The sequence below is a fragment of the Pseudoalteromonas sp. UBA6610 genome (genome assembly GCF_002433295.1).
In the GTDB taxonomy this organism is placed as follows: domain Bacteria; phylum Pseudomonadota; class Gammaproteobacteria; order Enterobacterales; family Alteromonadaceae; genus Pseudoalteromonas; species Pseudoalteromonas atlantica.
Genome location: NZ_DJHW01000022.1, coordinates 29226 through 54813, shown reverse-complemented (window position 1 = coordinate 54813; position 25588 = coordinate 29226). Strand labels below are relative to the sequence as shown.

The window sequence follows — 25588 nt, the reverse complement described above, 5'->3', positions numbered from 1 at the left end:
GCTTATGCCTCTCTATTTAATGGATTAAATATATGAATTTCAGTGAATTAAGACTCTATTTAATTATAGTTTTCGCTGGCCTTACTCTCTGGTTTGCGAATGAAATTTATGAGCATAAAAAATCCGAAACCTTGCTGAATGATTTAAAAGATATATCTAACCCTAGTCAAAAACCCAAGATACTCACATTCGAAGAAAAATTAGAGCAAGCTATGGAACGCCAAAAAGTACTACAGGCTAACTTGACTAAAAATAAAGCTGACAAATATATGGCAGATTTACGTTCTAAATTTACTAAGGAAGAGTTCGAAGAAAAACTTGCTGTATGTAACTATTTTACTGATTTATATAGAAATGACCGAACAAAAGAAAATGAATTAAAATACGTTAAGGCATGTGATCCAATGTATCACTAGTGACAGACTGTCAACCTTGACTAATGGAGTAAGAATCTAATATAAAAGGGCTTTTTGCCCTTTTCTTATTTACTACATACCGTAATTTATGAGCAATTATTGATAAGTTGTAAATTCTTTTACAACCTTGTATATTTTTAATACTGTTAATTATTTAAAGGAATAAAAAGTGACTACTTTCAAAATATTGATGTTTTTCATATTTTTCACCCTATCCATAAGTAATGCGTTTGCAAATAGCTCAACATCTTCATATTTAAAAAATGAAATCAATGAAGCCCATAAAGCTTATTTGTTTAATGATACTGCCACCGGTTTATATGCATTAAACTCACTAGCTCGTTTATTAAAGTATATTGGCCCAGATGAACTTTCAATAGAAGGAACAAATTTAAACCTTGCTTTAACTTACTTCCGAATTGGGCTATTACATGAAAAAAATGGTGATGAACTACTTAAAGATAAATATTTTTCACAAGCAATAGTTTTAGTTCCAAATTCAGAGGAAATTCTAACTAATGACTTTCGCTCTCTAGTTAATAAACTTGATAAAAATTTTAGTGAATAAAATTTTTTATGGGTAAGAATTAGTCGATACTAAAAATTTTTTCATAGAAATGAAACCGTGAAATTTTATTTCACCAAATCGTTATATAAATAATAAAGCTAGTTATTTAGGTATTAATAATTAGCTTTTTTAATTAAAAATTACACCATATCTTATGACGCTTATCTATATTAGTGGAGCAATACATTAGCAATAAAATTAAGCTCAAACTACTTTTTGACAAAGATTATTTTATAAATTTTTATTTATGAGATTGGATTTATTTCCCTATCGAATCTGCCTTTACTTTCAAACACTCCTAACTTATTGTTATTTCTAAGGCATACATTTATTTAATCATTAACCTCTTATCAAATTCCTCAGCCAACCTTTCAGTTTCACTAAAAACGGTATTCCAATATTTAATACGTGTGTCTGCATCAAGATCGGTAAAGTCGTTTCTGTCTGGGATTTTTCCGTAAGGTAAACCGGCTATAAATTCTTTTGATGGGGTGATCATCACCACGTTATCGTAATTTTGTGGTGCTACTTTACGTTTTAAATTTTTATCAAACCACCCTGCTTTTGGCTCGCTATTAAAATGGGGATATAAAATTAAGCCTGGGTTATTAATTTTTAAATCAAAGTGGTAGTCAATTATTCCGCCATCGCGATAAATACCGGGTGGCGAGCCTGCAATATTCTTTATGCCTTGCATAACAAGTGGTATAGAGCCCGATGCGAGTAAGGCATCTTTTAAATTTGTTTGGCTAAGTGGTATGTTTTGCGTTTTAAAATTGTAGGTGTCGGAAATTGATAAGTCACTTGTTGCTGGGCCAAAAATAAATCGCTCGTACTGCGAGCCTAATAATCTTCGGTTAACCCGATTAAGCATATAACTTTTTGATAAACCTAAAAGCTGAATTAATTTATTTTCACTCGCAATAAACCCATTCGATTTTGCCACTATAAAATGCGCTTTAAATACAGGGTTATTTATAATTTCGGTTACGCCCTGCTCCCCAAATACATCATCTAATAATGCGCGGGCTTTTAGTGTAATTTCAGCAGGTGTTGGTTTATTACTAGAATAGCGCGTTTGCGAATACGATTTTGCTAAACGCTCAATGGCAGCAACGGGGTCGTTTTGTGCAAAACAGGCTGATCGAAATGCGCCAGCAGATGAACCAATTAAGTTGAGTGGTTGGGTTCGGTTTTTAAAAAATTCACCAAAAATATATTTGTCTAAGCCAAATAATGTAAACCACTTAGGCCCGCCACTTGCTCCTAAAAAAGTGGTAAATAACTCGGGTTTAAAGCCCTGCTCGTTAATAATTTTTGCTGCTGTTTTACCTGCGTGAATGTCGATCATTAAATCAGTTTACCTTGTTATTCTTATATTTTAGTGCTGTTCACACAACTCAAAATTGAATAATTATGCAAAACTAAAAAGCGGTTTTATGTTGCCATAAAACCGCTTTTTATCGTTAAAATTGCTTAAAATACGGGAATCAATCCCAAATGCCGCTTTCGCATTTACCCTGTACTTTTACGTCTTTTACTTTAAATTCGGGCTCTATGCCTTTTTCTCTTTGTGTGTTGTAGTCGCGATTAACAGACAAAATAGTTGGCGTGAGCAATATAATAGCGATTACGTTAACCACTGTCATTAACCCTAATGCTATATCGGCTAAATCCCAGACTTCTTTTAGAGATGCCGATGCGCCCCACAGCATCATTGATAAATAAAGTAATGTATAAATTGTGCGCCCTACTTTGTTATCGAGCTTAAATAAATGCAGGTTACTTTCGGCGTAAGCATAGTTGGCCACTACCGAGGTAAAAGCAAATAAGGTTATGGCTGCAGCAACAAAGTACACACCGCCTTTTGCTAAATGTGCGGTCATGGCGCTTTGGGTTAAACGTATGCCTTCCATTTCGCCGCTTATATCTACATCGGCCAATAAAATAACTACCGCGGTACAGCTACAAAGTACAATTGTATCGAAAAACACGCCAAGCATTTGTATATACCCTTGTGTAACTGGGTGATTAGGCATTGGGCTAGCGCTTGCTGCAGCATGCGGCACACTACCTGCGCCGGCTTCGTTAGAATATAATCCGCGTTGAATACCGTTTTTAATGGCAGCGCCCATTGCTCCTGCGCCTGCTTCTTGTAAACCAAACGCTGATAAAAACACATCTTTAAGCATGGCAGGCACTTGCGGTAAATTCATAATCGTAATAATAACCGCCGCGGCTACAAATAATATGCCCATTAGTGGCACTACTCGCTCAGCAAAGCGGGCAATGGCTTTAAAGCCACCTAATATAATTGAGCCTGCTAATACGGTAATAACTAATCCAGAATAAAAGGTAGGTACTTGAAAAGCATAGTTAAGGGCGTCGGTTATGGTATTGGTTTGCATTGCACTAAAGGTAAAGCCATAACCTAAAAATAAACACGCGGCAAATACAATAGCAAAGGCACGGCTGCCCAAACCTTGTTGAATATAATAGGCGGGGCCGCCTCTAAATTCGCCACTACTATCGCGTACTTTATACACTTGCCCTAATACACTTTCGGCAAAGCCGGTTGCCATGCCGAGTATGGCTATAACCCACATCCAAAATATGGCGCCGCTTCCGCCTAGTGAAATTGCAACAGCGACCCCAGCTAAGTTACCTGTACCTACACGGGCACACAAGCCAGTACACAATGCTTGAAATGATGAAATGTCGTCTTTTTTACACTTGCTACTGCCTTTTAACAGGCTAAACATGTGTTTAAATTTTACTATTTGAATTGCTTTTAAACGTACCGAAAACCAAATACCTGCAAACAGTAGTATGTAGATTAGTATTTGGCCTTCTCCCCATAATAGGCCATTTACACTTTTTACTACGGTATCGAACATGGGCTAATCCTTTTGTATTTATTATATTTTTACTCAGCGCGCAGTTGAGTAATTGGCATTTAATAATGCATGTTAGCCATAGATTAAGGCAGCTAAGCTGCCTTAGGATGTTGACTTAGTGGTAGGTTATTTACTTTGCAGGTGTATGCCAGCAATCATGCATCTAACCGAACCTCCCGCCGACTCTATGGTTGGTATAGGTAACGGAACAAGTTTAGCTGTTTTTTGTATTGCTGCTTTTTGCTCGGTTGTAAGTGCATTAAACGCCGTTTGTGAGAGTGCTAAAATACGACCATTTGTACCTTGTAACTCTATTGCGTTGCCGCAAAAGCTACTTATTTGCGCATTAGATAAGTTTATTACTTCTAAATGGCTTTGTATAAAATGGCTAGTTAATTGTTTGTGCTGACTATTTGGCACCATATTTAAGCTGATCATGGCAAACTCTGTGGCTACACACATTAATACATTAGTATGATAAACCGCAGTACCTTGCTCATCGTATGCGTTAAATACAACAGGTTTTAGCTTTAATTGCTCGCACACTGTATTAACCACGGTTTTAGTAGTGCGCTTAGATTCTACTGCATAAGCAAGCTTATGCGGGTGGTCAATAACAAGCGATCCTGTGCCTTCTAAAAATGCATTTTCTTTCGCTAAAAATGAATAATCAGTCACAGACAACACTTTATAGTGATTAGTCAAAAAATCAATAATATCTTTTCGATATTCTAACCTTCTGTTTTCTGCGTACATTGGGTACATAACTAGCTCGCCACTTTGATGGGTAGAAAACCAATTATTTGGAAACACAGAATCGGGCGTGTGTGTATGTTCGTCTTCAAAAAGATGAACCGTTACGCCCTCGTTTTGTAATAATTTAACCGCATTAGTGACTTCGTCAAAGGCAAGCTGACTCTGATTTTGTGAGTTGCAGGTACTTTGAAACGTGTTGTCTAACATGGTTTGTGGGTTAGATGTAAAGTGATGCGGGCGCACCATCACCACCGCTGTCGGTGCTTGCTTTATGTGGCTCATGCGACTTGCTCTTGCTTAGGTGTTTTTGATGGTTGTGTAGTATTTAGTACCGAAAATAAATTACGTGGATCGGCTTGTTGTGTAATTAAATCAAGTAGTTCAAACTCACCCGCAGCCACCAGCGCGTCTTTAATATACACCAGCGCGGTAAAGTCTTCGCTTGCAAAGCCTACCCCATCAAAAATAGTAAGCTCGTTGTTACTTGTACGCCCAGGTGTTTGTTTATTAATTACTTTATGAAACTCTGTTACGGCAAAGGTTTTGCTCATTTGCTGTATTTCGCCCTCTATTCTGGTTTGCGGTTCGTACTCTACAAACACATTTGCGCGCGTTAATAATTGTGAATCAAGCTCTGTTTTACCAGGGCAATCGCCACCAATGGCATTTAAATGTACGCCCTGGGGGATCATATCGCTGGTTAAAATAGTGGCATTTTTTTTATCGGCTGTGCAGGTGGTAATAATGTTCGCGCCTTGTACGGCCTCTTCTGCGCTATTGCATAGAGTTACATTTAAACCGTAACCACTTAAGTTGTTGTAGGCTTTTTGTGAGGCGTTTTTATCAATATCGTATAAACGAATGTGAGTAATGCCTAATACGGCTTTAAAAGCTAATGCCTGAAACTCAGACTGTGCACCATTACCAATTAATGTAAGTGTTGTTGAGTGCTTAGGCGCTAAATACTTTGCCACAAGCGCCGATGTGGCCGCTGTGCGTAAGGCTGTTAGTAAGCACATTTCGCTGATCATAACCGGATAGCCGCTATCAACATCCGACAAAATACCAAACGCGGCCACGGTTTGAAGTTCCTTAAAGGTGTTTTTTGGATGACCATTTACATATTTACAGCTAAACATTTTACCGTCGCTTACGGGCATAAGCTCTATTACGCCATCAGGAGAGTGCGCCGCATAACGTGGCGATTTATCAAATTCGTCCCAGCGAGCAAAGTCCTGTTCTAATCTTTGAGTAAGCTCAAGCAATACGTTTTCTATTCCGACTTTATTTATAAGTTTGGCCATTGCCTGTACGCTAACAAATGGAACACCTTGTTTAGGTTGTGCGATAAAATGACTCATAAATACCTCTTTAATGACTAAATAAATTAATTGAAATAAGTTTATAGGCCAGAGGTGTTACTTAAAATGCCAAAAGTTTATACAAATAATAGTATTTTTTATCAAATTGCTATGCATTAAAGTACAAATTTAGTAATTTGTAATAAACACATAACCCAAGGCGTTTTATGACCCCTTACATTTACGACTCATTAGATAACGCATTAATAGCCGAATTACGAAAAGATGGCCGCGCTTCTATTTCAGCCCTAGCCGATGTTTTAAAGGTGTCGCGCGGGACAGTGCAAAACCGCTTAGACCGTTTAGTCTCATCCGGCGCTATATTAGGCTTTACGGTGCGTGTACACGAACACATAGAAACCGAAGCTGTAAGAGCAATAATGATGGTGGAAGTGGTGGGTAAATCTACATCGCAGGTAATTAAAACCATGCGCGGTATACCAGAGCTAACAAAGTTACATACAACCAATGGCGCTTGGGATTTAGTGGCTGAAATACAGGCGGCAAATTTAGGTGAGTTTGATGGCGTACTCAGGCAAGTACGCGAAATAGAAGGCATTTTAAATAGCGAAACCAGTATATTATTGTCATCTACTTAGGTTTAATTAACGCCATGTTTTACTTAAAGTGTTTTGGGCAATACTCGGTTTGTGTATTAGCTAATGGAGTAGGCAATGAATAAGCTTTCTATTCGGTATTATTCGCAAGATATAAATCGCCACCAGCACAATTACCATCAACTCGTTTTACCCCTACACGGGGAAATTTTTATAACATTAAATAATGACTTTAAAACAACGGTGAGTACAGGTAGTTGTATCGTTATAGAGAAAAACGTAGTGCATGCCTTTACGGCCGATGAAGCCGCGCGTTTTATTGTGGCAGATTTAGACGCGCTCCCTGAAAACCTTATTAACCTTTTATGCCCTAAAATCTCAATAGATAGCCGTTTATTAAGTTACTTACAGTTTATAGAGCAGCAACTGCTCGTTGTTAGCGATGAAAAGCTTACTAATTCAACTTTTGATTTATTTTACTTATTATTTTGTGAGCAAAGCAGCCACAGTAATATTGATAAACGAATAGATAATGTAATAACCACTGTTAAGCAAAATTTAGCCTACCCCTACACGTTAAAAGAGCTGGCCGATATAGCCTGTTTAAGCGTTACACAATTTAAAACTGTGTTTAAAAAAAGTACCACTATGAGTGCGCTGCAATATTTAACTATGTTACGAATGCAGCACGCTCGCGCCCTTTTAACCCATTCAGACTTACCGATTGCTTTAGTAGGCGAGCGCATTGGTTATAACGATGCCTCTGCGTTTAGCCGCCGGTTTAATTTATATTTTGGACAGCCACCTAAAGCGTTTGCAAAGCAGTAATATAGATAACCTAAACACGAAATAATAAAGCAAGCTCAAGCAGAGCGTAGGTTAAATAGCGTCAGAGCAAACAATAACACCGTCTTTTTAGCATATTTTTAAAAACCTATATTGATACACTCAGTACATAGTATTTACGGAGGGTAATTAATGGCAACACACATAGGGTTTTTAGCAATATTTTCGTGGGGGCTTTTAGCATTACTAGGTAATTTAACCAAAGCGATCCCGGCTTTTCAGTTACTTTTTATGTGTTTTGCACTTTCTTTTATTATTTTATTAGTAAAACGTTTTGCTACAAAACAGCCATTATTAACCCCTCCTAAGCTTTCTAAAAAACAAATGATAATAGGTGTTACCGGCTTATTTGGTTTTCACTTTTGTTATTTTATGGCTTTAAAATACGGCCCTTTAATTGAAGTAAGCTTAATTGTGTACCTTTGGCCATTATTACTGGGTGTATTTGTGGCTACCCCTGGGTCTAAATTTAAAGCAATATTGGGCGGATTACTGGGGTTTTTAGGTACGCTTAGTTTAATTACCGATGGCAGTGGGTTATCTATCAATAGTGAGTATTACTTAGGGTATTTTTTTGCAGGATGCTGCGCAGTATTGTGGTCTAGTTATTCTTATTTAATGTCGCAATTTAATAGCCAAGTAGATGACATAGGCTGGCTTTCGCTTATTGTGGCTGTGCTAGCCCTTTGTGCACATTTTTATTTTGAAACAACCGTTACTAGTTTGTCTGTTTCACAATGGCTAGGCGCTATTTTATTAGGATTAGGCCCAGTGGGTGGTGCATTTTATTTATGGGATCATGGTTTAAAATTTGGTAACCGATCGCTATTAGCTTCGTTAAGTTTTTTAACGCCAGTGCTTTCTACTTTTATTTTAATACTCGCCTCGCAGGCTCCTTTTAGTTGGTCAGTATTTATTGCTTTAGCGCTTATTTTATTAGGCGCGGTAATTAGCAATAAAAAGCCATCTATAAATTTAAAAAAAGCAGAGCTTTAATTTTGCCACGGCACTTTACTAACGCTTAAACTTAAGGGGTAATTTAAATTTAAGCGTTAATACACAGCTACATAGCGTAGCTGTGTGCGTAATCTACTATACGTGCGTTTTGGTTTTTTAAATAAGCGCGGCCTGCTTTTACACCTAGCTTATGATCAAAGCGTAAATCGTCGTTTGAGCTACCTAATAATTTACTGTGCAGCTTTTCGTCTGCAAAAATTTGTATAATTTCTACATCACTAGGCGGGTTGGCAATAAACGTTAGCTCGTCTAGGTATGCTTGCTCGTGTTGAATCAAGTAATCAAGTGTTTTTGGGCAGTAGCCTGATGCACATGCAAATGTTCTAAGCTTTTGAACCCATGCAGTTTGCGCCTGAAAATGCTCATCAACGGTTCTTATTACCACGATTTTTCGTGCGCCACGGTTATAAGCTTCGCGTACAGGCAGTGGCGCAGCTAAGCCGCCATCTAAATAAAAATCTTCACTTGATTGATCTGCAGCTAAATGCGCTTCGTTTGCCGCTTTTGTACCTAACCAAGGAGTAAGTTTAACGCCTTGTTTATACAAAAAAGGTAACGCGCTCGATGCTTTTAACAAATCGCGCCATTGCTTACCCTCGCCTGTAGGTGAAAGGTAATAGGCTTTTCTGTCGCGTGCATTGGTTGCCGTTATAAGCAGCTCTCGCTCGCCTAAGCTGGTTTTTGCTGTTTTAAAATCAAGGGCTCTATTTACTTCGGTGGTTTTTTCAAAGTACCAGTCTAAATCAACAATGTGCTTGCCCATTAAACCACGCCCTAGTTGAAAAAAGCGTTTGTTACGCGAAAGCCCTCTAATTAAGCGTTTAGCGTAACCTTTTTGACGCGCTAAATAGCTTGTTAAATTTTGCGAGCCGGCAGAGGTGCCAATAAATAAATCAAATGGGTCGTAGTTTTGCTCTAACCATGCATCTAATACACCGGCTGTGAATATCCCTCGTTGTCCGCCACCTTCAGCTATCAGAGCAACTTTTGGCTGCGCTGTATGAGTAACTGAATTAGCCGATGCGGTTGTTAGAGCGTTCACGGTGTACCTTCCTTTAATTTAATGATGTTTGGTTAATAACTACATTATAAAAAATAAAAGTGACGTCTTAAAATTGATTGTTTAAATCAGTTTGATTGAAAAAACAGAACGATAAATAATGCAAAATGGGCCTTATCCTTGGCAACCTAAGTATGTTTAATTATCGAAAGTGTTTGTTCAGACATCACTTAAAGTTAATAAGTTTGTATTCACTTTTAATGATGTCTACATAGTAGCAAGGCTTGTGTGTACGCTTGCTTAACTAAACACTTCCTTTTTTAATTAATGCTTTATTTCCATTAAAATTTCTAGAGCTCGGTGGCGTTTTTCGCTGTCGTAAACATCGTTGGTAAATATAAACTCATCCACTTCTAGTTCTTTCGCTATCATTTGTAATTTATGTTTTATACTCACATGCCCGCCAACAACGCTTAAGCTTAAAAAGTTTTCTACGTGGGCGCGCTCTTGCTCACTCCATAAACCTTCCATACTCTCTACCGGTGGCTTTAGCCATAGCTCTTTGCCGCGTATTAATTCAAGCACGCGTTGCTTTGAGGTGGTAGAGAGGTATTGCGCTTCTTCATCGGTTTCTGCTGCTACCAGCGGTAAAGCAAGCATTACATAGGGTTTATCGAGTACATTTGAGGCTTTAAATTCTCGCTTATATAGCGCAATGGCATCGTGTACAAAACGTGGTGCAAAGTGCCCTGCAAATACATAAGGCAACCCTTTTTGCGCGGCCAATTGGGCGCTAAACAAACTTGAGCCTAATAACCAAAGCGGTACGTTTGTGTCCTCCCCCGGAATAGCACGTATAGGATGTGTGCCATTGTATGGGCCTAATAATGTTTGCAGCTCTGTTACCTCCCCTGGGAAGTTTTCTGCGCGGCTCATATCATTATTTAGCGCACGGCTAGTTACTGGATCACTACCTGGAGCGCGGCCAAGGCCTAAATCTATTCGTCCAGGGTATAAACTCTCTAACGTACCAAATTGCTCAGCCACAACTAAGGGCGAATGATTCGGCAGCATTATTCCGCCAGAGCCAACCCGTATACGCTGAGTTTTACCTGCAATGTGACCTACTAATATTGAGGTGGCAGCACAAATTATACCGGGCATATTGTGATGCTCGGCTAGCCAAAAGCGATTAAACTCTAATTGGTCGGCACGCTGGGCGTATTTAGTGGTTTTATTGAGCGTATGAGAAACGCTGTCCCCTTTGATCATGGGGGCAAGCTCTAATAACGAAAAGGGAATGGAAGATAACAAAATAGCAGCTCCTTAAAATGCATGCTAACAATGGGCTTCATCATCAGCATAAAACACTTAAATGGGTCTGCTATTTATTCAATTCAAGTTAGGTAACGGATAAAAGCAAAATAGCGTTAGGCTGTTTTGCTCTAAGGTATTTATGCAAGCTCAGGGCTTTGCTGGCGCTCTTTTTTATAACCCTCTGAGTCTACGCCTTTTTTCCAATAACCAGAGGAAACTATATTACTGCGCGGTATATTACAATCCTGGGTAAGTAAGGTTTTTGCTTTACGTACTAACCCTGCCTCTAATGCCATAAATACAATAGGTGGCTCGTTTGTGTGTGGCAAATTGTTAAGCGCGCTGAGCATATCCGTATCCGGTGTATCTGTAATTAACCAATTAACATCGCGCTGCGTTTGTAAATCAATAATGTCTTGCTCTGTAGGGGCATGCACAAACGCGTCAATTTTTGCGCTGGCGGGTAACTGCTGCATGTACCCTTTTATTGCATTAACTGAGGTTAAATCGCCTAGCAATACATAATGCGGATGCTGGTAATTATCAAGCTTTTTAGGGCCTGGGCCCGCTATGCCAACCTCGTCACCTACTTTTGCAGTTATAGCCCATTGCGTAGCCGGACCTTGGTGCATGTTTATTACAAAGTCGAGCGTTAACGCGCCCGTTGCATCATCAACGTCTCTTATTGTGTAAGAGCGCATGCACGCGGTTTTTAAATTAAAATCAACTTTGCCATTTTGGGGAATAAGCACTTTTACATAGCTGCCAATATGCGCTTGCGTTAAATCCGAAAACTCATCTGAGCCTACAACAATGCGCTGTAAATGCGGTGTTATTTGTTCAGTACTTAGTACCGTAGCTTTGCGAACTTGTTTACTCATTTAAAATCACCTCGTTTAACAAAATAGTTAACTGCTTTTTAAAGCAAGCATTGCACAACGCCCCATTGGTTGATAAAATCAACTATAACAAACTAATTGATATTGTCAACCATTAGAGAGCTTATGAACACGCTTTTATCAAATACCCTATTTGAGCTGATGCAAAATTACCGCGTAACAATTCGCGAGGCTATTAACGCAGGCGACCTTGGTATTAATGCTATGCACGTGCGTTGTATACACATTATTGCCAGTACAACTAACTGTACCGCTAACGACATTGTGACTAAAACACAGCGCGACAAAGCCCAAATTGCCCGCTTAATTAAAGATCTTATTGCCTTAAACCTTATTAATAAGCAAGCAAGTGAGCACGACAAACGCTGCTTTATTTTGTCGCTCACCGAACAAGGCAATACATTATTTGATAAGTTATTAGCCTCTGAGCAGGAAATAAATGATCAAATGTGTAAAAACTTAAACCCGCAGCAAATCAAAGACTTTTTAGATACCGCGCAACAAATGATCAAAAACATGGCGTGATCTGTCTTTCATTTCTTGGCATAACTTACACAAAACGCATATACTGTATACTTATACAGTGTATGCGTTTTAGGTTGTGTTATGTTTGTTATTCCCGTTTATATAGAAGCCGGTGTGTGTGGGTTTGAATCGCCCGCGGCGCAATACGCCGAGCTCGGTGTTTCTCTTGATGAGCTATTAATAAAGCACCCCGACGCCACCTTTATTGGTATTGCCTCGGGTAATTCCATGCAAGAGGTGGGGATTTTTGAGGGCGACTTACTGCTTGTAGACCGTGCTGAGCAAGCCGATAACGGCGATGTTATTGTTGCTAACTTAAATGGCTTATTTGTGTGTAAGCTATTAGATAAAACCAATGCGCGGTTACTCTCGGCATCGCCTTTACATAAGCCGGTACAACTAACCTCAGCTGATGAGTTTCAGTTAGAGGGAGTGGTTACACTATCGATTAGAATGCACCGCCCAAGCCCTGAGCTATTAAAATGTACGCCTTAGTCGATGCCGTTGCATTTTATGCCAGTGCCGAAAAAGTGTTCGACCCCGCTATTCGCTCTAAACCTGTGGTGGTTTTAACTAATAACGATGGCTGCGTATGTGCAGTATGCCCGATAGCTCGGCGCTTAAACATTCCTAAGTTTGGCCCTTACTTTAAAGTTAAGCACCTGCTTGAGCAACACAAAGTGGTTGTACGTTCGAGTAACTATGAGTTGTACGCCGATTTAAGCGCCAAAATGATGAACGTAATTGGCCGCTTTTGCGACACACAATACATATACAGTATTGATGAGTCGTTTTTGCACTTTAATGGCTACACACCCCTTATACAAAACTGGCACGAGTACGGGCATACAATAAGGCGCACCGTTTGGCGCGAAACTAAACTCCCTGTGGGTGTTGGTTTTGGCCCAACCCCTACTTTGGCAAAAGCCGCTAACCATGCAGCTAAAAAGCTAAGCGGGTTTGATGGGGTGGCCGTTATAAATAACGAGCAAAGCCGCCAAACAATTTTACAAAGAATGAGCTGCGCCGATGTATGGGGTATAGGTAAGCGCCTAGCTAAAAAGCTTAATATAATGAACATACATACCGCGTGGGATCTGGCACAGCAAAACCCTAAAACCATGCGCCGCGCGTTTAGTGTGGTGGTAGAGCGTACCGTAAGTGAGCTAAATGGTATTGCGTGCTTAACATGGGACGATGTACGCCAAGATAAGCGAGAAATATATTCTACTCGCAGCTTTGGTGAGCGGATCAGTGAGCCAACTGCACTTAAAACCGCCCTTATTAACCACGTAACCACGGTTGCCAGTAAACTACGAGGGCAGCGCTCATTAGCAAAACAGCTTTATATATTTGCCGCCACTGGCAAACACGAAGACCGCTATTGTAAAAAGTCGTTTATATATAAATTTGCCACCCCCACTAACGATACCTGCGTAATGGCCAATGCCGTATCAGAAGTATTTACTCATATTTACCAGCCAGGTGTACGGTTTTATAAATGTGGTGTAGGCGCTTTAGAGCTTACCTCGGTGCAGTATCAGCAAACTGATTTATTTAACCAAAGTGCCGATAACCCTAAATTAATGCAGTGTCTTGATACAATAAACAACCGCTACGGAAAAGGCATACTCACCCTAGCCAGCAGCAAACTAAATCAAGGCTGGCATATGAACAGAGATTACTTATCGCCCCAATACACAACGCGCTGGCACGATATACCGCAAATTCATTGCAAGTAAGTTAATCAACTTGCCTTGCAAATGTGCACTCTACTGCGGGGGTATTCTGCGTATATTTGAGCGTTGTAACACTGGTAAACTTAATGCTTTGTCTGATGGTTTTTTCGTTATTGGGGTCAATACAGCGGCTCATTTTTAAGCTGTTATCAACACCATCACTTTTGTATTTATACGAGCTAGTTACAAAACAAAAATTTGGCTTTTTAGTTGTACGGGTGCCGTTGTGTAAACTTTCAAACGCAATATGCTCGCCTAATTTAAAACCCGCGTCTGGGTAAACTGGGTTAATTAAACTCAACTGACTATCCACACACAGTGAGGAGTTAGCAGTTACCACCTGGTAATCGCCAAGCATTGTTTTTAATAACGGTATAAAACGGCTTTTATTACTCGGCGCAGCCAATGCAGATGCACTAATAAAGGTTGTCGAAATTAAAAAACAAAGTAAGGTTTTCATTAAGTGGGCGTATCCTCGTAATAAGTAACGTGTGGCGCTAACTTTTATAACTATAACAGAGATTTAATCTAAAAAAAGGACGCAGTACTTAGCATTATGTAATGCAGTGTTGTAGTTATGTTTACGAGTAATAAAACAAAGTGGTTTATTTACTAAATAAATAAACCACTAAGAGTGACTTTACTGCCAGTATTTTGCAAATAATTGCGGGTAGCTTTGTTTTAAAAACTTGGGTTTGTCTTTAAAGCGTTTACCTGCAGGTTGCTCGCCTGAGGGTACAAAAGGTAATTCGTCGTCGTTGCGCTCTTCAAATAATAAACCGGCTATTAAGTCGTATTCATCAATATAAGGGTAAGGTTGCTCATTTAAATAATACACAGGGGAGCACTGTGCAAGTGAGTCGGCATTGCTTAATGCGTTATTAAATACCGTCTCCCCGCGGGAGATGAGCCAGCACCTAAATTCGCTAAAACCGTATTCGTCGTTACAGCCAGCCATAACAAATGCGGCACCAAATAAATCCCAGGTAAAACATTTGCGCATGTGAATACCAAAAAATTTATCAAAAGCAATGAGCTGCTCGTCGGTTAACTCGCTCAATTTAGCTTTTAAGTTGTCGCTTACGCTTTGTGGGTCGAGCCCTAACTCAGGCGTGGTCACTAAATCCCAAAATTCCTGCTCTGTTAACGCTGTCATTATAAAATCTCTTTTACTCGGCCGACTTGGCCATCTTCTAGGCGTACTTTAATACCATGCGGGTGATTAGGTGATTTAGTTAATAAACGCTCAACTACACCTTGAGTTAATGTGCCGCTGCGTTGATCTTCTTTTAATACAATATTTACGGTTGTACCTGGTGTGATTTGCGATCGCGATGGAACAGCCATGCTTTACATCCTAAAAATAATTTTGGTAATTATAACGTCCATAGCTAGGCAAACCAATGTTAATCAACTAAAAACGCTATTTGCTTACCCGCTACCGGTAAGCTTATTTTGCTAAGCTCAGCGTTAATAATATCGACTAGCTGAGAAAAATGCGCTTCGGTGTCGTTATAGGCTATATCATCTTCAAAATAGCAGCTTATGTTTAGTGACTTTGCTTCATTTTTTAAATCAATGGTGTGAGTTAAATAAGCAAAACCATCATGAGTCGTTTTTATTTGCTCACAGGCGTTGGTGAGGGCTTGGCGTATTTGTTTATCGCGCAATTTTTGTGTTTTAGTCATAAATTATTGTGTTTGTTCACTTTGCTGTTTTTTATACTCTTCAAAATTTTTATCTTGATTTTCAAGGCACTCGTAATATTCTTTATCAGCTTTATAATTACATTCATCTAAACGTGCTGATTGAATTTCGTGAAAGCGAGCGTCGGAGCTACACCCCGCAAGTACCGAAAATCCCACAAACAGCAATGCGCTTTTAGTTATTTGACTGATTAACATTAGAATTCCTTACACTTTCGTTATCGAAAGCAACAATATTATTGTATATTAGCGTCATAAAAACCTGACTTTCCATAGGACCCATAATTATGATGTCGCAGTTACAAAAGCTGTTTCAGCGTATAGACAAAAGCAAGATATTTCAATCATTTGTTATAGCTGTCATTGTTGTTTCTGCCCTCACCGTAGGTGCTCATACATATTCTCTTCACCCCACTGTAGAATTTATTCTAAATTGGATGGATGTAGGGATCACAGCTTTCTTTTTAATCGAACTCATTATTCGCTTTATTGCAAGTAAAGGAATAAAAGACTTCTTTTCAAAGGGCTGGAATATATTCGATACCATTATTGTACTTGGCAGCTTATACCCAGCTGCAGGATCAACTATGTTACTTGCCCGATTGCTGCGTATATTTAGGGTACTGCGTTTAGTATCTATGATCCCAGAGCTGCGTTTGCTTGTAAATTCGTTGCTTAAAGCCATTCCGCAAATGGGCTATATAGCACTGCTTATGTTTGTTATTTTTTATATTTACGCAGCCATGGGCAGTATGATGTTTGCCGATATTAACCCGGTACTTTGGCAAGATGTATCCATTTCAATGTTAACGCTATTTAGGATAGCTACCTTTGAAGATTGGACCGACATTATGTACGAAACCATGGCGGTGTACGAGCTAAGCTGGATTTACTACCTCACGTTTATCTTTTTGACTGCGTTTGTGTTTTTAAACATGATGGTAGGTGCTATTTTAGAAGTAATGAGCGAGGAGCATCGAAATGCCCGTGAGCTAAAAGCGGATAATAACTCTCTTCCTGCAACGCAAGGACAAGTGGTTGAACTACAAGCGCAAATAGCTGAGCTAAAAACGTTATTAAGTAAAACCTCAGATATTACCAACTCCAATAAATAGCTGATCTATTTTACTTGCTAAAACTTAAAAAGCCCTTTGTATTGAGTTAATACAAAGGGCTTTTAGTTACTCACCTTGTTGTTCTTGCGTGCTTTCAAACGAAATAACATTATCAACCTTCATTTTAAATGCTTCAAAAAACGCATTTTTTAATACCGAAACCACGGCTTCAAAAGTAGATACATCAGCGTTATCTAACTGCCCATCTATGGGCACCCGAGCAGCCACCAGCTTTGACTCGTCGTTTTCTAATAACGAGCTGAGTAAATCAATACTGCCTTCAAAAATAGCGGTAAATAGACCGTCATCATCTTTTTCAATATCTTCGCGCCACGAAAAAACACTTAAATCGTGCACACCCGCTTTTACATATCCATTTAAGTTATTATTGTTAGCGGCCAATTCCATTGCGCCATCTATTCCGCCGGCTTCAATGTCAAATGGGGTATACACTTTAAAAACAGTTTCGAGATTTTTAACCGAAAAACGCTGCACTTCAACATTAAAATCAAAATTAGCTTCATCACTAAAAGGGTCTAATTTACCATTTAAAGACAGCTTAGCTTCGCCCATAAGCTGCACTTCTACTTTTAAACTCGTAACTAAGGTTTTAGAGAGGTTTTGTGCATTGGTAATATTGTTAATGTTAGCGTTTATATTTGATACGTAAGTAGGCTGTTCTCCTTCGCTGGTGGCGTTAACTAAGGTTACTTTACCATTATCTATACGTAGCGTATCAATTGAAAAAGGCACGAGATCATTAGCAAGGCCTACCCAGGTGGTTTCATCTTTAACCTGTTGGTTTTGTTCAGCGGTAGTTGGGTCTTTATCATAAATAACAATTTCTGGGCGGGTAAAAGCCATGTTGGTGACAAAATTACCGTTTAATAAAGCAGACCACGCAAGCGAAAAATCAAGTGTATCTATAGACAGTAACGGCTTAGGCACCTGCGTGGCATCTACCGCGTAAATTTCTACCTCATCAACAGCGTAAGCGCCTCGGTATAAGTACAAATCAACATCACCCACATGCCCTGTTATGCCTTGAGTTTGTTCAAGCTGCTGATTTACATAATATTGAACCGCATAAGGGGCTAAAGCTCTGAGTAAAATTAACCCCAAGGCTGTAACCACTAAAGCATAAAACCATTTTTTGCGTGTATTTTTAAAAGTAGAAGCCATTATCTATCCTTATGTGAAGGCTTAGCATCTCGGCATAAGTAAAAAATACCTGCATAAGTGAATTAAGTACTCACAAAACAGCGAAAACCGAGCGAATAAAGGTGTAATAGATTAGTACGAGCAAAAGCTATACCAAAAAATGCAATTCATAGGAGTTGTGGGTACACACAATACATAAATATTTACAAATAGAATTTTTAAATACATAGCTTTACTCGAATTCCCAAGCAACCTCAACTACAGTAAAAAGTAACTAACACAAGAACATATAACCTATGAGCCCAGTCTTTTTTATTTTAATTACTCTTTTACTAACCAGTATTGTTTGGTCAGTTATATTTTTAATGGCGTGGTATACGTTAGGGAAAAAATCATATTCGTTATTTTGGGCCTGCGCATTTATGTGCTCTGCGTGTCAATGGGGTACAATATTATTGCGGCCCTACTTCGAATCAGAAACCTTCTATTGGCTACTGGCTGTTAGCTTTTCTATGGGGTCTGTTATTTTGGGAACATGGGGACACAGTATACGTGCCCGAAGCCCTATCAAAATCGATTATTTGTTGGCTTTAGCCGTGATTACGTTAGCTGCAGTTTATTATTATAAAGCCGTGAACGTTCATGTTGGTTTGTTTATGTCTTTATATATTTATTACGATATTTTACTGCTGCTAATAAACGCCGTCATTATAATAAAACATAAACCTAAGTCGCTACCCGCTGAAATTGGGGCTGCCATTACTTACACTTTGTGCGGCGTATGTTTATTTATTGCGGCCACTATCGCACTAATGCAAGGCAGCCAGGTTAACCAAGCTTACTTAGATTTATATACACTCATTAATTTTATAACAGTCCCAACTGCACATGTTGGTATGGCTGTATTTATTATTTTTATAATGGCCTCAGATTTAGCGCAAGAAATGCAAAAACTCGCCATGACCGACGTACTCACACAATGTATAAACAGACGTGGTTTTTACGACGTTGGCCAAAAAAAGCTTGAAAATAAATTAAGCTGCGAACAACACGTATCGCTTATATATTGGGATATAGACTCGTTTAAAAATATAAATGATGAATACGGCCATGCAGGTGGAGATGAAGTACTAATCCAAGCAACAAAACGGGTAAGAGCGTGTTTAAATAAAGAAGATATATTTGCCCGTATAGGCGGAGAAGAATTTGTAATACTGATAGCCAGAGATTCAGAGCTAAAAGCAAAGCAATTTGCCGATACTCTACGTACTACTCTTGCAAGCAAGCCCATTGAATACAAACAACAATTTATAAATGTTACAGCAAGCTTTGGCGTTATAGGCATTAAATGCGCAACTATTCAAATAGACAAAGCGATAGATTTAGCAGATAAAGCGTTATACATAGCAAAACACGAAGGAAAAAATAAAGTAGTATGCAATGTCACTTAACTAAAATAATTAAAAAAGGGGTTAGCAATACGCTAACCCCTTTTTAATATACACTTTTAAATACAGAAATTATTCACCGTCTACAATGATGCGAAGCATACGACGAAGTGGCTCTGCAGCGCCCCATAACAGCTGATCGCCCACGGTAAATGCGCTAATGTATTTTGGACCCATGGCTAATTTACGAATACGACCAACAGGAATACTTAAAGTACCTGTTACTTTAACTGGGGTTAAGTCAGTTGCACTAATTTCGCGCTCATTAGGGATAACTTTAACCCACTCGTTATGCGAAGCTAAAATTTCTTCAATTTTTTCTACGCTAATGTCTTCACGTAATTTAATGGTCATTGCTTGGCTATGACAACGCATTGCACCAATACGTACACATAAACCATCAATTGGCACAGGCTGTTTAGAAGAGCCTAAAATTTTGTTCGCTTCAACCTGAGCTTTCCACTCTTCTTTAGACTGGCCACTTGGCATTGGTACGTCAATCCAAGGAATTAAGCTACCGGCTAGCGGCACACCAAATTGGTCTTGTGGTAAATCGCTTGAAGCCATTTTTTCGCTCACTATTTTATCAATTTCTAAAATAGCTGAACTTGGGTTATCTAGTTGCTCGGCAACACTTGAATGAATAGCGCCCATTTGTGCTATAAGCTCTTTCATATTACGAGCGCCGGCACCAGAGGCCGCTTGGTAAGTCATTGGGCTTACCCACTCAATTAGGTCTTGCTCAAACAAACCACCTAAAGCAAGTAGCATTAACGATACGGTACAGTTACCACCTACAAAAGTTTTTACGCCTTGCTCTAAACCTTGTTCAATGACATCTTTATTTACAGGGTCAAGTACAATAATGCTGTCATCAACCATACGAAGGGCAGAAGCTGCATCAATCCAGTAACCATCCCAACCCGATTCGCGTAATTTAGGGTAAACCGCTTTGGTATAATCACCACCTTGACAGGTAACAATAATATCCATTTTAGCAAGTTCATTTACATCACTTGCATCTAATAACGGTTTTGCGTCGCCAGCAATATCAGGGCCGAGTTGCCCAGCTTGTGAGGTGGTGAAAAAGGTGGTGTCGATATGTGCAAAATCACTTTGCTGTTGCATACGTTCTAATAACACAGAGCCAACCATGCCACGCCAACCGACCAATCCTACTTTTTTCATTGTTTTTTCCACTGTTTGATTCATAAAAGATGCCTTAATACATTAAAAATTAAAATTCATTGCGTGAGAATTAATTTTTATTAAAACCAATCATATTAAGTTATTAATCATTTCTAGCGGCAAATTAATAGCGAGATAACAAGCCATAAATTTTTATATGTAGCTGTTCTGCATCAAAAATTTATAACGCCGTTCGCGCTTTATTGAGCACACTAGAATGACTAGTTATTTAAGTTGATTAGTATAAAGCTAACCTAACACCCCAAGCGCCCTAAAACTAGTGAATAAAGCGAAACTTAAATATTTTTCATAGTCATAAAAAAGCCCTGTATTAAATACAGGGCTAATCGGTAGTTAGGTTTTATTATATCCCCCTTCCTTGGGAAGAAAATTAAAACTCGTAGCTGTAACTTAAATCAAACGTTACACCTTGCTCTTTTGAGCGCACTATAATGTCTGATTGTGTTACCTCTTGATCTTCATCGAGTAAGTTTTTAACTTTAAACTTAATCTTAGAATTAAAATCAGGGTAATAAGTATAAACTAAATCAAGTGAGTGAAATGGCTGCTCATACGCGTCATCTCTATTAGCAACACCCGCTGCTAAAATTCGCTCACCAAATACGTTATAAACTAATGAACTGCTGTGCATGCCATCTAACGAATCGTAGTTTAATTGTAAATTAACTACATATTCAGAGTGGCCTGTCATACGTTTTTTAGGATTAGTTAATGTACCCGCCAGTGCTGGGTCAATAGACGCTTCAGAATCACTTAATGTGATATTACCGCTAGTAAATAGGCCTTCACTTACAAATGTTAAGTCTTGTAGCCATTCAGCTTCAATACCATAAACTTCTGCTGTTTCACCATTTATAAACGATGCTGAGTAATCTTCATCACCAATGTTTAAAACTGTTTCAATTGGCGCTGTAATATCTTTATAAAACGCCGCTACGCTAAATGAATTACCGGCTTGTCCGTAATATTCATAACGTAAGTCGTAGTTTTTAATTGGGCTACTTTTAATCCCCGTACGACCAAACGTTCTAATGTCGGTCAAAGGGTCATAATACGTAACAGGCACTACTTCACGAAAATCAGGGCGAACTACTGTTTCACCATAACCTAAGCGCACCTGGTAATCATCGCCACCTACATAGGTAACAGACAGTGCCGGATACCAATCATCGGTAATAACAGAGCCTGCTTGAATTTTATCTGGATCGTAAAAGGTATTTAAATCGTCTTCATCAAAAATAAGGCTCGATGTACCGATAGAAGATTGTTTAAATTCTTCATAACGAATACCACCGCTTATTCTTATCCATTGATCATAAAACACATCGAAAGACGCATAACCTGCATCCACCTTTTGCGCAGCAATGTAATCATCGGCATCAGGGGCTGTTGGCTCATTAAAGTCAACTAACACAGCGTTATTATCAATAAAGTCGTCAGTTAAAAAGCCACTATTATTAAGCGCATCAGTGCTACCGTCGTTTATTGAAATACCTGAGCCACCACTATTGTTTATAGCAAAGCTTGAGGTATTAAATATTCGGGCTCTGTCAGAAAAATCGTAACCCACTTTAAACTCAACTTCCATAGACTCAAAGCTAAGCGGCAGCGTTAAGTTACCACCGTACGATTTAACACGCTCTTCCATATTGGTGTATGACATAATTACACGGTTATCATCCCCTGTAATAGTTGAGCCGGCATAGCTGCCATCACTATTATAAGTGTCACGAAACTCAAAATCGGCACTGGTAGGTATATCAGTCGTTGCTTTAGCTTCGGTGTACTGCCAATCGGCACCAATACCAAAATAATCTAAAAAGGTATGTTGGCCCATAACTTGAGTAATGTTTAATTGGCGTTCTTCGTAATTAAACTCATGATTACGGTTTGCAATCCCATCACCCGCAATACTAAACGTAGAACTCCCCGCAGGACTTTGCGAAATAGCAATTTCAGACTCATCTTCATTATCAATAATGTAAAGCTGTTGAGCAGAAATACTGTGCGTACCTAAACGGTATGACAAGCTTAATGAACCGTTATAACTTTCGGTTTCAGTTGTCACTTGCGAATTTTTGACTGTGTTGTAACACGAGTTACTCACATCTTCACTGGTCGCTAACGACATTGTACAATCAACATTGCCTTCTTCGTTTTCTAAATCTTGGGTGATAACTGAGCTAAAGCGTTCTTCAAAATCCCATTCGTTTTTGTAAGCACCTGCCAGTAAAAACCCAACCTTGCCGCCAAAATAGCTCTCTTCAAAGCTATCACCATAATGGGCTTTAATATTATAACGCGGGTCTAACGACTCTTCTTTTAACTCATAATCGCGAGGAAGCGACTTTAAAAGTGCGTTATTAACAGCGGTTGCTTGTTCTGCACGCGTTAAATCGCCATCTTCAAAGCCTTCACTACTAACAATATTGCCAATACGAAAATCACCACGGTATGTTGAAATAGCCTGTGATAACTCACTTGGAATGCCATTTTCGTTACGATTGTAGGTAAAGCCATCACTTGATGCCGTATCGTAACCTGCACCCACTTCTATGCCTGCTGTAAATTCACTCGGTGCGGTTTTAGTTCTAATATCTATATTACCGCCACCAAACGCTGCTGGCATGTCTGGAGAGTAAGCTTTTTGAACAGCCATACTTTCAATAATACTTGCAGGGAAAATATCCAGAGGAATAACGTTACGGGTTAAATCTGGGCTTGGGATGTAAGCGCCATTTAAACGCGCACTAGAGTAACGCTCACCAAGGCCCCTAACGTAAATAAACTTACCATCAACAAGCGTTAAGCCTGTTACTCGACGAAGCGCAGATGCTGCGTCGCTGTCGCCCGTGCGTGATAATTGTTCAGAGCCTAAAATATCGGCAACAAAGGCTTGGTTTTTACGTTCTTCTACAACTGCCGCAGCGCTCCCTTGTAAACGCGTACCTACAGCAACAACTTCTTCTATTTCTTGTTCGTTTGTTAACTGTTCATCGGCTTGTGCAGCAATTAAGCTAGTCGAATGAGCGACTAAACCTAAACCAATTGCCCAGGTAATTTGATTGAGTCTATGCTTTTTAGACATGAGATAATCCTAATCAGGTTATACAAAAGAGGCGCCTGACGCTTAAATAACAAGCCACAAGGCGCCTTTAATCAGAGGTTATAATGGTGTGCTATTTAGTCAGCATTTGCTGCTGTAACAGCCGCTTCAACCCATTTATACCAGCTAGAGTCTGTATCCTGATCCGATACCGCACCAATGTAGTTTACGCTTTCAAAAAATGAATCACTTGTGCTTAAATCTGTTGCAGTAACCGTTACTTCTGCAGCTGCTGTGTTCGTTGCAAAACCGTTATCTGCAAGTACTGCAACATCATCAGTTAAGATTTGGTTAGCACCGTCATTTTCAAACCACGCTGTTTTTGTTTGACCTTCTAATGGGCCGCTTGCAAACGTATCTGTATCAGTAAAGTTTGCAGAACACGCCATTACAGAGCTTGTGAATGAGATTTTATCTGCTTGTGCTTCACCGTCGCCTGAGAACTCAATACATTGCGTGTTAGTTGCGTTTTGCTTAACGATAACAGTGTTGTAAATGCTTGAATTAAATTGGTCATCAAACTTGTAAGCTTGTGAAGGGTCGTCATCACGTACCGAGTTACCATCGGTAGTTACAACCGTTACATTGGCAACCGTTGGGTTAGATGGAGACACTTGCTCGGTAGAAGAACCTTTAACACCATCAGACTCAAAGCCATTGTTACCCATGTTAACAACAGTGCCGTCATTTAGTGTCACAGTACCGTGTTGAATAAATAAGTACTGAGCTTTACCTTGCCAACCTGCGTCAAAGTCAAACGAATCATCTTGTGTATCTGTTACCGCTACGTGTTTAAGCGTTGTAGCACCACCAAAAATTTCAATACCGTCATCAAAACCTTGGTGAATGTGTAGGTAATCAAACTCAGAACCAGAGCCAACTGCATTTAGTGTTAGTGAATTCAAATCATCGCCTTCACCACCAACGCGAGGGCCTGAACCTGCGTACCAAATTTTAGCCCATTTAATATTACCGCTAGAGTCTGCATTATCGTTACCACCAAAGTAGCTTGTTATACCTTCAGAGGCTACGTTACACGTACCACCGTCACGCTCTGCATCAGTACATTGGTCAGTAATGCCGTTACCATTAATAATGATACCGCCCCAATCTGCGTAGCGTGCGCCTTCGCCTGCTGTATCAAAACGGTCAAACGCGTTTGCAGAAGTAAATACAACCGGCTTTTCTTCAGTACCTACCGCTTGAATTTTTGCACCACGTGCAATACGTACAATTGCTTCACCTGAGCCAAATGCTAAAACGGCACCTGGTTCAACAGTCATTGTTGGACCATTTGCTGGTACTTCAAAGCCATCTACTGTGCTGCCGTCTTCGCCAATTTGTAATGCATCTTCAAAAACGTGAACACCGCCATCAGGTAGCTCAGCGAAAGTAATGTTGCTTGTGATAGAAATTGTTTTGCTTGCAAACGAGTCGTTGTATAAACAATCAATGCCACTTACTACGCCTGTTACCGTACCTGCATCTGATTCGTAGCTTGCACAAACAGCTTCTTCTTCAGTTGTTGAACCAGTTGTATTGTTTGAATTATTAACACTGTTATCTGTTGACGAGCTGTTATCGTTTACAGTAGGTGTAATTTCGATATCGCCGCCACAGCCAGCTAGTGTCATTGCAGTTGCTACTAGGCTGACCTTAAATAAATCAGATAATTTCATTGTTCACTCCGTTAAAGTATTTAATTATTTTGTTAGTGCATTAAGTAAAAACTTAAGTCACTTTAAGGCACGATACTCATGCATTAAGGTGACCTGAGTTATCGGATGCAAATAAGATACTGTAGAGATATGACAAAGCAGTTACAGTTTAGTAACCATAAGATGACAATAGTAATTAATTTAAATTCAACAACTTAAATGTTTTAACAACGAAAAAAACCGCCCTAAGGCGGTTTTGGTGTTGCGATTATGAAATAGGTAAACGC

Annotated in this window: 26 protein-coding genes; 10 read left to right on the top strand and 16 right to left on the bottom strand. The window is 39.3% G+C overall.

Going from position 1 to position 25588, the window contains the following annotated elements; translation table 11 throughout:
* Nucleotides 1-32: 32 nt before the first annotated feature.
* Both B4F91_RS03240 and B4F91_RS03235 read left to right on the top strand, forming a co-directional pair.
* A complete protein-coding gene (locus B4F91_RS03240; protein WP_286936510.1) occupies nt 33-416 on the top strand; it encodes a hypothetical protein in 384 nt (127 codons plus the stop codon).
* A gap of 169 nt (nt 417-585) precedes the next feature.
* Nucleotides 586-984, top strand: a complete 399-nt coding sequence (locus B4F91_RS03235; protein ID WP_138684845.1) for a hypothetical protein — start codon at nt 586-588, stop codon at nt 982-984.
* 328 nt (nt 985-1312) lie between these two features.
* Here the strand turns inward: B4F91_RS03235 and B4F91_RS03230 are convergent, their stop codons facing one another.
* The 4 genes from B4F91_RS03230 to B4F91_RS03215 form a co-directional block, all read right to left on the bottom strand.
* Nucleotides 1313-2335, bottom strand: coding sequence for a patatin-like phospholipase family protein (locus tag B4F91_RS03230; RefSeq protein WP_286936511.1), 1023 nt, complete (start codon nt 2333-2335; stop codon nt 1313-1315).
* 139 nt (nt 2336-2474) lie between these two features.
* Entirely contained in the window at nt 2475-3881 is a 1407-nt protein-coding gene (locus B4F91_RS03225; RefSeq protein ID WP_248450161.1) for an alanine/glycine:cation symporter family protein, read from the bottom strand.
* 126 nt (nt 3882-4007) lie between these two features.
* On the bottom strand, nt 4008-4919 hold the full coding sequence (ctlX, locus tag B4F91_RS03220) for a citrulline utilization hydrolase CtlX (RefSeq protein ID WP_248443598.1): 912 nt from the start codon (nt 4917-4919) through the stop codon (nt 4008-4010).
* A complete protein-coding gene (locus B4F91_RS03215) occupies nt 4916-5998 on the bottom strand; it encodes an ornithine cyclodeaminase (RefSeq protein WP_286936513.1) in 1083 nt (360 codons plus the stop codon). Before B4F91_RS03215 ends, ctlX begins: the two co-directional genes overlap by 4 nt.
* Before the next feature lie 167 nt (nt 5999-6165).
* Here B4F91_RS03215 and B4F91_RS03210 point away from each other — a divergent pair, with 167 nt between their 5' ends.
* From B4F91_RS03210 to B4F91_RS03200, 3 genes are all read left to right on the top strand, one after another.
* Complete coding sequence (locus B4F91_RS03210) at nt 6166-6597, top strand: Lrp/AsnC family transcriptional regulator (protein WP_004586320.1); 432 nt, start codon at nt 6166-6168, stop codon at nt 6595-6597.
* A 75-nt stretch (nt 6598-6672) separates the two neighbouring features.
* Nucleotides 6673-7383 carry an AraC family transcriptional regulator gene (locus B4F91_RS03205; RefSeq protein WP_286936515.1) on the top strand — a complete coding sequence of 237 codons (711 nt, stop codon included), beginning with the start codon at nt 6673-6675 and terminating at the stop codon, nt 7381-7383.
* A gap of 150 nt (nt 7384-7533) precedes the next feature.
* Nucleotides 7534-8397: a DMT family transporter gene (locus B4F91_RS03200; protein WP_286936516.1), complete on the top strand. Its 864-nt coding sequence runs from the start codon at nt 7534-7536 to the stop codon at nt 8395-8397.
* Between the two features lie 67 nt (nt 8398-8464).
* Here B4F91_RS03200 and B4F91_RS03195 read toward each other — a convergent pair whose 3' ends face one another.
* From B4F91_RS03195 to B4F91_RS03185, 3 genes are all read right to left on the bottom strand, one after another.
* A complete protein-coding gene (locus B4F91_RS03195) occupies nt 8465-9460 on the bottom strand; it encodes a patatin-like phospholipase family protein (protein WP_286936519.1) in 996 nt (331 codons plus the stop codon).
* A 282-nt stretch (nt 9461-9742) separates the two neighbouring features.
* The gene (locus B4F91_RS03190; RefSeq protein WP_286936521.1) at nt 9743-10732 is read right to left on the bottom strand and encodes an LLM class flavin-dependent oxidoreductase; all 990 of its coding nucleotides are present in this window, start codon (nt 10730-10732) and stop codon (nt 9743-9745) included.
* Between the two features lie 140 nt (nt 10733-10872).
* Nucleotides 10873-11616 (bottom strand): siderophore-interacting protein, encoded by a 744-nt coding sequence (locus B4F91_RS03185; RefSeq protein WP_286936522.1) that lies wholly within the window; start codon nt 11614-11616, stop codon nt 10873-10875.
* 123 nt (nt 11617-11739) lie between these two features.
* Here B4F91_RS03185 and B4F91_RS03180 point away from each other — a divergent pair, with 123 nt between their 5' ends.
* The 3 genes from B4F91_RS03180 to B4F91_RS03170 all read left to right on the top strand — a co-directional run bounded on the left by B4F91_RS03180 (nt 11740) and on the right by B4F91_RS03170 (nt 13901).
* Entirely contained in the window at nt 11740-12159 is a 420-nt protein-coding gene (locus B4F91_RS03180; protein ID WP_286936523.1) for a MarR family winged helix-turn-helix transcriptional regulator, read from the top strand.
* An 81-nt stretch (nt 12160-12240) separates the two neighbouring features.
* Nucleotides 12241-12654: a S24 family peptidase gene (locus B4F91_RS03175; protein ID WP_004586327.1), complete on the top strand. Its 414-nt coding sequence runs from the start codon at nt 12241-12243 to the stop codon at nt 12652-12654.
* Nucleotides 12642-13901, top strand: a complete 1260-nt coding sequence (locus B4F91_RS03170) for a Y-family DNA polymerase (protein WP_286936525.1) — start codon at nt 12642-12644, stop codon at nt 13899-13901. The genes B4F91_RS03175 and B4F91_RS03170 overlap by 13 nt, the downstream gene beginning before the upstream one ends.
* A 1-nt stretch (nt 13902) precedes the next feature.
* Here B4F91_RS03170 and B4F91_RS03165 read toward each other — a convergent pair whose 3' ends face one another.
* The 5 genes from B4F91_RS03165 to B4F91_RS03145 form a co-directional block, all read right to left on the bottom strand.
* On the bottom strand, nt 13903-14358 hold the full coding sequence (locus B4F91_RS03165) for a hypothetical protein (RefSeq protein ID WP_286936527.1): 456 nt from the start codon (nt 14356-14358) through the stop codon (nt 13903-13905).
* 180 nt (nt 14359-14538) lie between these two features.
* Nucleotides 14539-15054, bottom strand: coding sequence for a DUF4240 domain-containing protein (locus tag B4F91_RS03160; RefSeq protein WP_004586331.1), 516 nt, complete (start codon nt 15052-15054; stop codon nt 14539-14541).
* A complete protein-coding gene (locus B4F91_RS03155; RefSeq protein WP_004586332.1) occupies nt 15054-15245 on the bottom strand; it encodes a YwbE family protein in 192 nt (63 codons plus the stop codon). The genes B4F91_RS03160 and B4F91_RS03155 overlap by 1 nt, the downstream gene beginning before the upstream one ends.
* 59 nt (nt 15246-15304) lie before the next feature.
* Nucleotides 15305-15586 carry a hypothetical protein gene (locus B4F91_RS03150; protein ID WP_286936529.1) on the bottom strand — a complete coding sequence of 94 codons (282 nt, stop codon included), beginning with the start codon at nt 15584-15586 and terminating at the stop codon, nt 15305-15307.
* A gap of 3 nt (nt 15587-15589) precedes the next feature.
* Entirely contained in the window at nt 15590-15802 is a 213-nt protein-coding gene (locus tag B4F91_RS03145; protein ID WP_004586334.1) for a hypothetical protein, read from the bottom strand.
* Between the two features lie 89 nt (nt 15803-15891).
* Here B4F91_RS03145 and B4F91_RS03140 point away from each other — a divergent pair, with 89 nt between their 5' ends.
* Nucleotides 15892-16719 carry an ion transporter gene (locus B4F91_RS03140; RefSeq protein WP_004586335.1) on the top strand — a complete coding sequence of 276 codons (828 nt, stop codon included), beginning with the start codon at nt 15892-15894 and terminating at the stop codon, nt 16717-16719.
* Between the two features lie 66 nt (nt 16720-16785).
* Here the strand turns inward: B4F91_RS03140 and B4F91_RS03135 are convergent, their stop codons facing one another.
* On the bottom strand, nt 16786-17901 hold the full coding sequence (locus B4F91_RS03135) for a DUF748 domain-containing protein (protein WP_288635371.1): 1116 nt from the start codon (nt 17899-17901) through the stop codon (nt 16786-16788).
* 635 nt (nt 17902-18536) lie between these two features.
* Here B4F91_RS03135 and B4F91_RS03130 point away from each other — a divergent pair.
* Nucleotides 18537-19331, top strand: a complete 795-nt coding sequence (locus B4F91_RS03130; RefSeq protein ID WP_235207499.1) for a GGDEF domain-containing protein — start codon at nt 18537-18539, stop codon at nt 19329-19331.
* Nucleotides 19332-19400: 69 nt separating this feature from the next.
* Here B4F91_RS03130 and asd read toward each other — a convergent pair whose 3' ends face one another.
* From asd to B4F91_RS03115, 3 genes are all read right to left on the bottom strand, one after another.
* Nucleotides 19401-20540: an aspartate-semialdehyde dehydrogenase gene (gene asd / locus B4F91_RS03125; protein ID WP_039972138.1), complete on the bottom strand. Its 1140-nt coding sequence runs from the start codon at nt 20538-20540 to the stop codon at nt 19401-19403.
* 367 nt (nt 20541-20907) lie between these two features.
* A complete protein-coding gene (locus tag B4F91_RS03120) occupies nt 20908-23625 on the bottom strand; it encodes a TonB-dependent receptor plug domain-containing protein (protein ID WP_174694626.1) in 2718 nt (905 codons plus the stop codon).
* A gap of 95 nt (nt 23626-23720) precedes the next feature.
* Nucleotides 23721-25322 carry a hypothetical protein gene (locus tag B4F91_RS03115; RefSeq protein WP_004586339.1) on the bottom strand — a complete coding sequence of 534 codons (1602 nt, stop codon included), beginning with the start codon at nt 25320-25322 and terminating at the stop codon, nt 23721-23723.
* Nucleotides 25323-25588: the final 266 nt, after the last annotated feature.

Bases quoted from the DNA above. Each gene is read 5' to 3' on its own strand.
- B4F91_RS03205 (WP_286936515.1), top strand. From the start codon at position 6,673: ATGAATAAGCTTTCTATTCGGTATTATTCGCAAGATATAAATCGCCAC.
- ctlX (WP_248443598.1), bottom strand. From the start codon at position 4,919: ATGAGCCACATAAAGCAAGCACCGACAGCGGTGGTGATGGTGCGCCCG.
- B4F91_RS03160 (WP_004586331.1), bottom strand. From the start codon at position 15,054: ATGACAGCGTTAACAGAGCAGGAATTTTGGGATTTAGTGACCACGCCT.
- B4F91_RS03120 (WP_174694626.1), bottom strand. From the start codon at position 23,625: ATGTCTAAAAAGCATAGACTCAATCAAATTACCTGGGCAATTGGTTTA.
- B4F91_RS03140 (WP_004586335.1), top strand. From the start codon at position 15,892: ATGATGTCGCAGTTACAAAAGCTGTTTCAGCGTATAGACAAAAGCAAG.
- asd (WP_039972138.1), bottom strand. From the start codon at position 20,540: ATGAATCAAACAGTGGAAAAAACAATGAAAAAAGTAGGATTGGTCGGT.
- B4F91_RS03185 (WP_286936522.1), bottom strand. From the start codon at position 11,616: ATGAGTAAACAAGTTCGCAAAGCTACGGTACTAAGTACTGAACAAATA.
- B4F91_RS03225 (WP_248450161.1), bottom strand. From the start codon at position 3,881: ATGTTCGATACCGTAGTAAAAAGTGTAAATGGCCTATTATGGGGAGAA.
- B4F91_RS03170 (WP_286936525.1), top strand. From the start codon at position 12,642: ATGTACGCCTTAGTCGATGCCGTTGCATTTTATGCCAGTGCCGAAAAA.
- B4F91_RS03240 (WP_286936510.1), top strand. From the start codon at position 33: ATGAATTTCAGTGAATTAAGACTCTATTTAATTATAGTTTTCGCTGGC.
- B4F91_RS03230 (WP_286936511.1), bottom strand. From the start codon at position 2,335: ATGATCGACATTCACGCAGGTAAAACAGCAGCAAAAATTATTAACGAG.
- B4F91_RS03180 (WP_286936523.1), top strand. From the start codon at position 11,740: ATGAACACGCTTTTATCAAATACCCTATTTGAGCTGATGCAAAATTAC.
- B4F91_RS03145 (WP_004586334.1), bottom strand. From the start codon at position 15,802: ATGTTAATCAGTCAAATAACTAAAAGCGCATTGCTGTTTGTGGGATTT.
- B4F91_RS03165 (WP_286936527.1), bottom strand. From the start codon at position 14,358: ATGAAAACCTTACTTTGTTTTTTAATTTCGACAACCTTTATTAGTGCA.
- B4F91_RS03115 (WP_004586339.1), bottom strand. From the start codon at position 25,322: ATGAAATTATCTGATTTATTTAAGGTCAGCCTAGTAGCAACTGCAATG.
- B4F91_RS03200 (WP_286936516.1), top strand. From the start codon at position 7,534: ATGGCAACACACATAGGGTTTTTAGCAATATTTTCGTGGGGGCTTTTA.
- B4F91_RS03155 (WP_004586332.1), bottom strand. From the start codon at position 15,245: ATGGCTGTTCCATCGCGATCGCAAATCACACCAGGTACAACCGTAAAT.
- B4F91_RS03130 (WP_235207499.1), top strand. From the start codon at position 18,537: ATGTCTTTATATATTTATTACGATATTTTACTGCTGCTAATAAACGCC.
- B4F91_RS03175 (WP_004586327.1), top strand. From the start codon at position 12,241: ATGTTTGTTATTCCCGTTTATATAGAAGCCGGTGTGTGTGGGTTTGAA.
- B4F91_RS03215 (WP_286936513.1), bottom strand. From the start codon at position 5,998: ATGAGTCATTTTATCGCACAACCTAAACAAGGTGTTCCATTTGTTAGC.
- B4F91_RS03210 (WP_004586320.1), top strand. From the start codon at position 6,166: ATGACCCCTTACATTTACGACTCATTAGATAACGCATTAATAGCCGAA.
- B4F91_RS03135 (WP_288635371.1), bottom strand. From the start codon at position 17,901: ATGGCTTCTACTTTTAAAAATACACGCAAAAAATGGTTTTATGCTTTA.
- B4F91_RS03150 (WP_286936529.1), bottom strand. From the start codon at position 15,586: ATGACTAAAACACAAAAATTGCGCGATAAACAAATACGCCAAGCCCTC.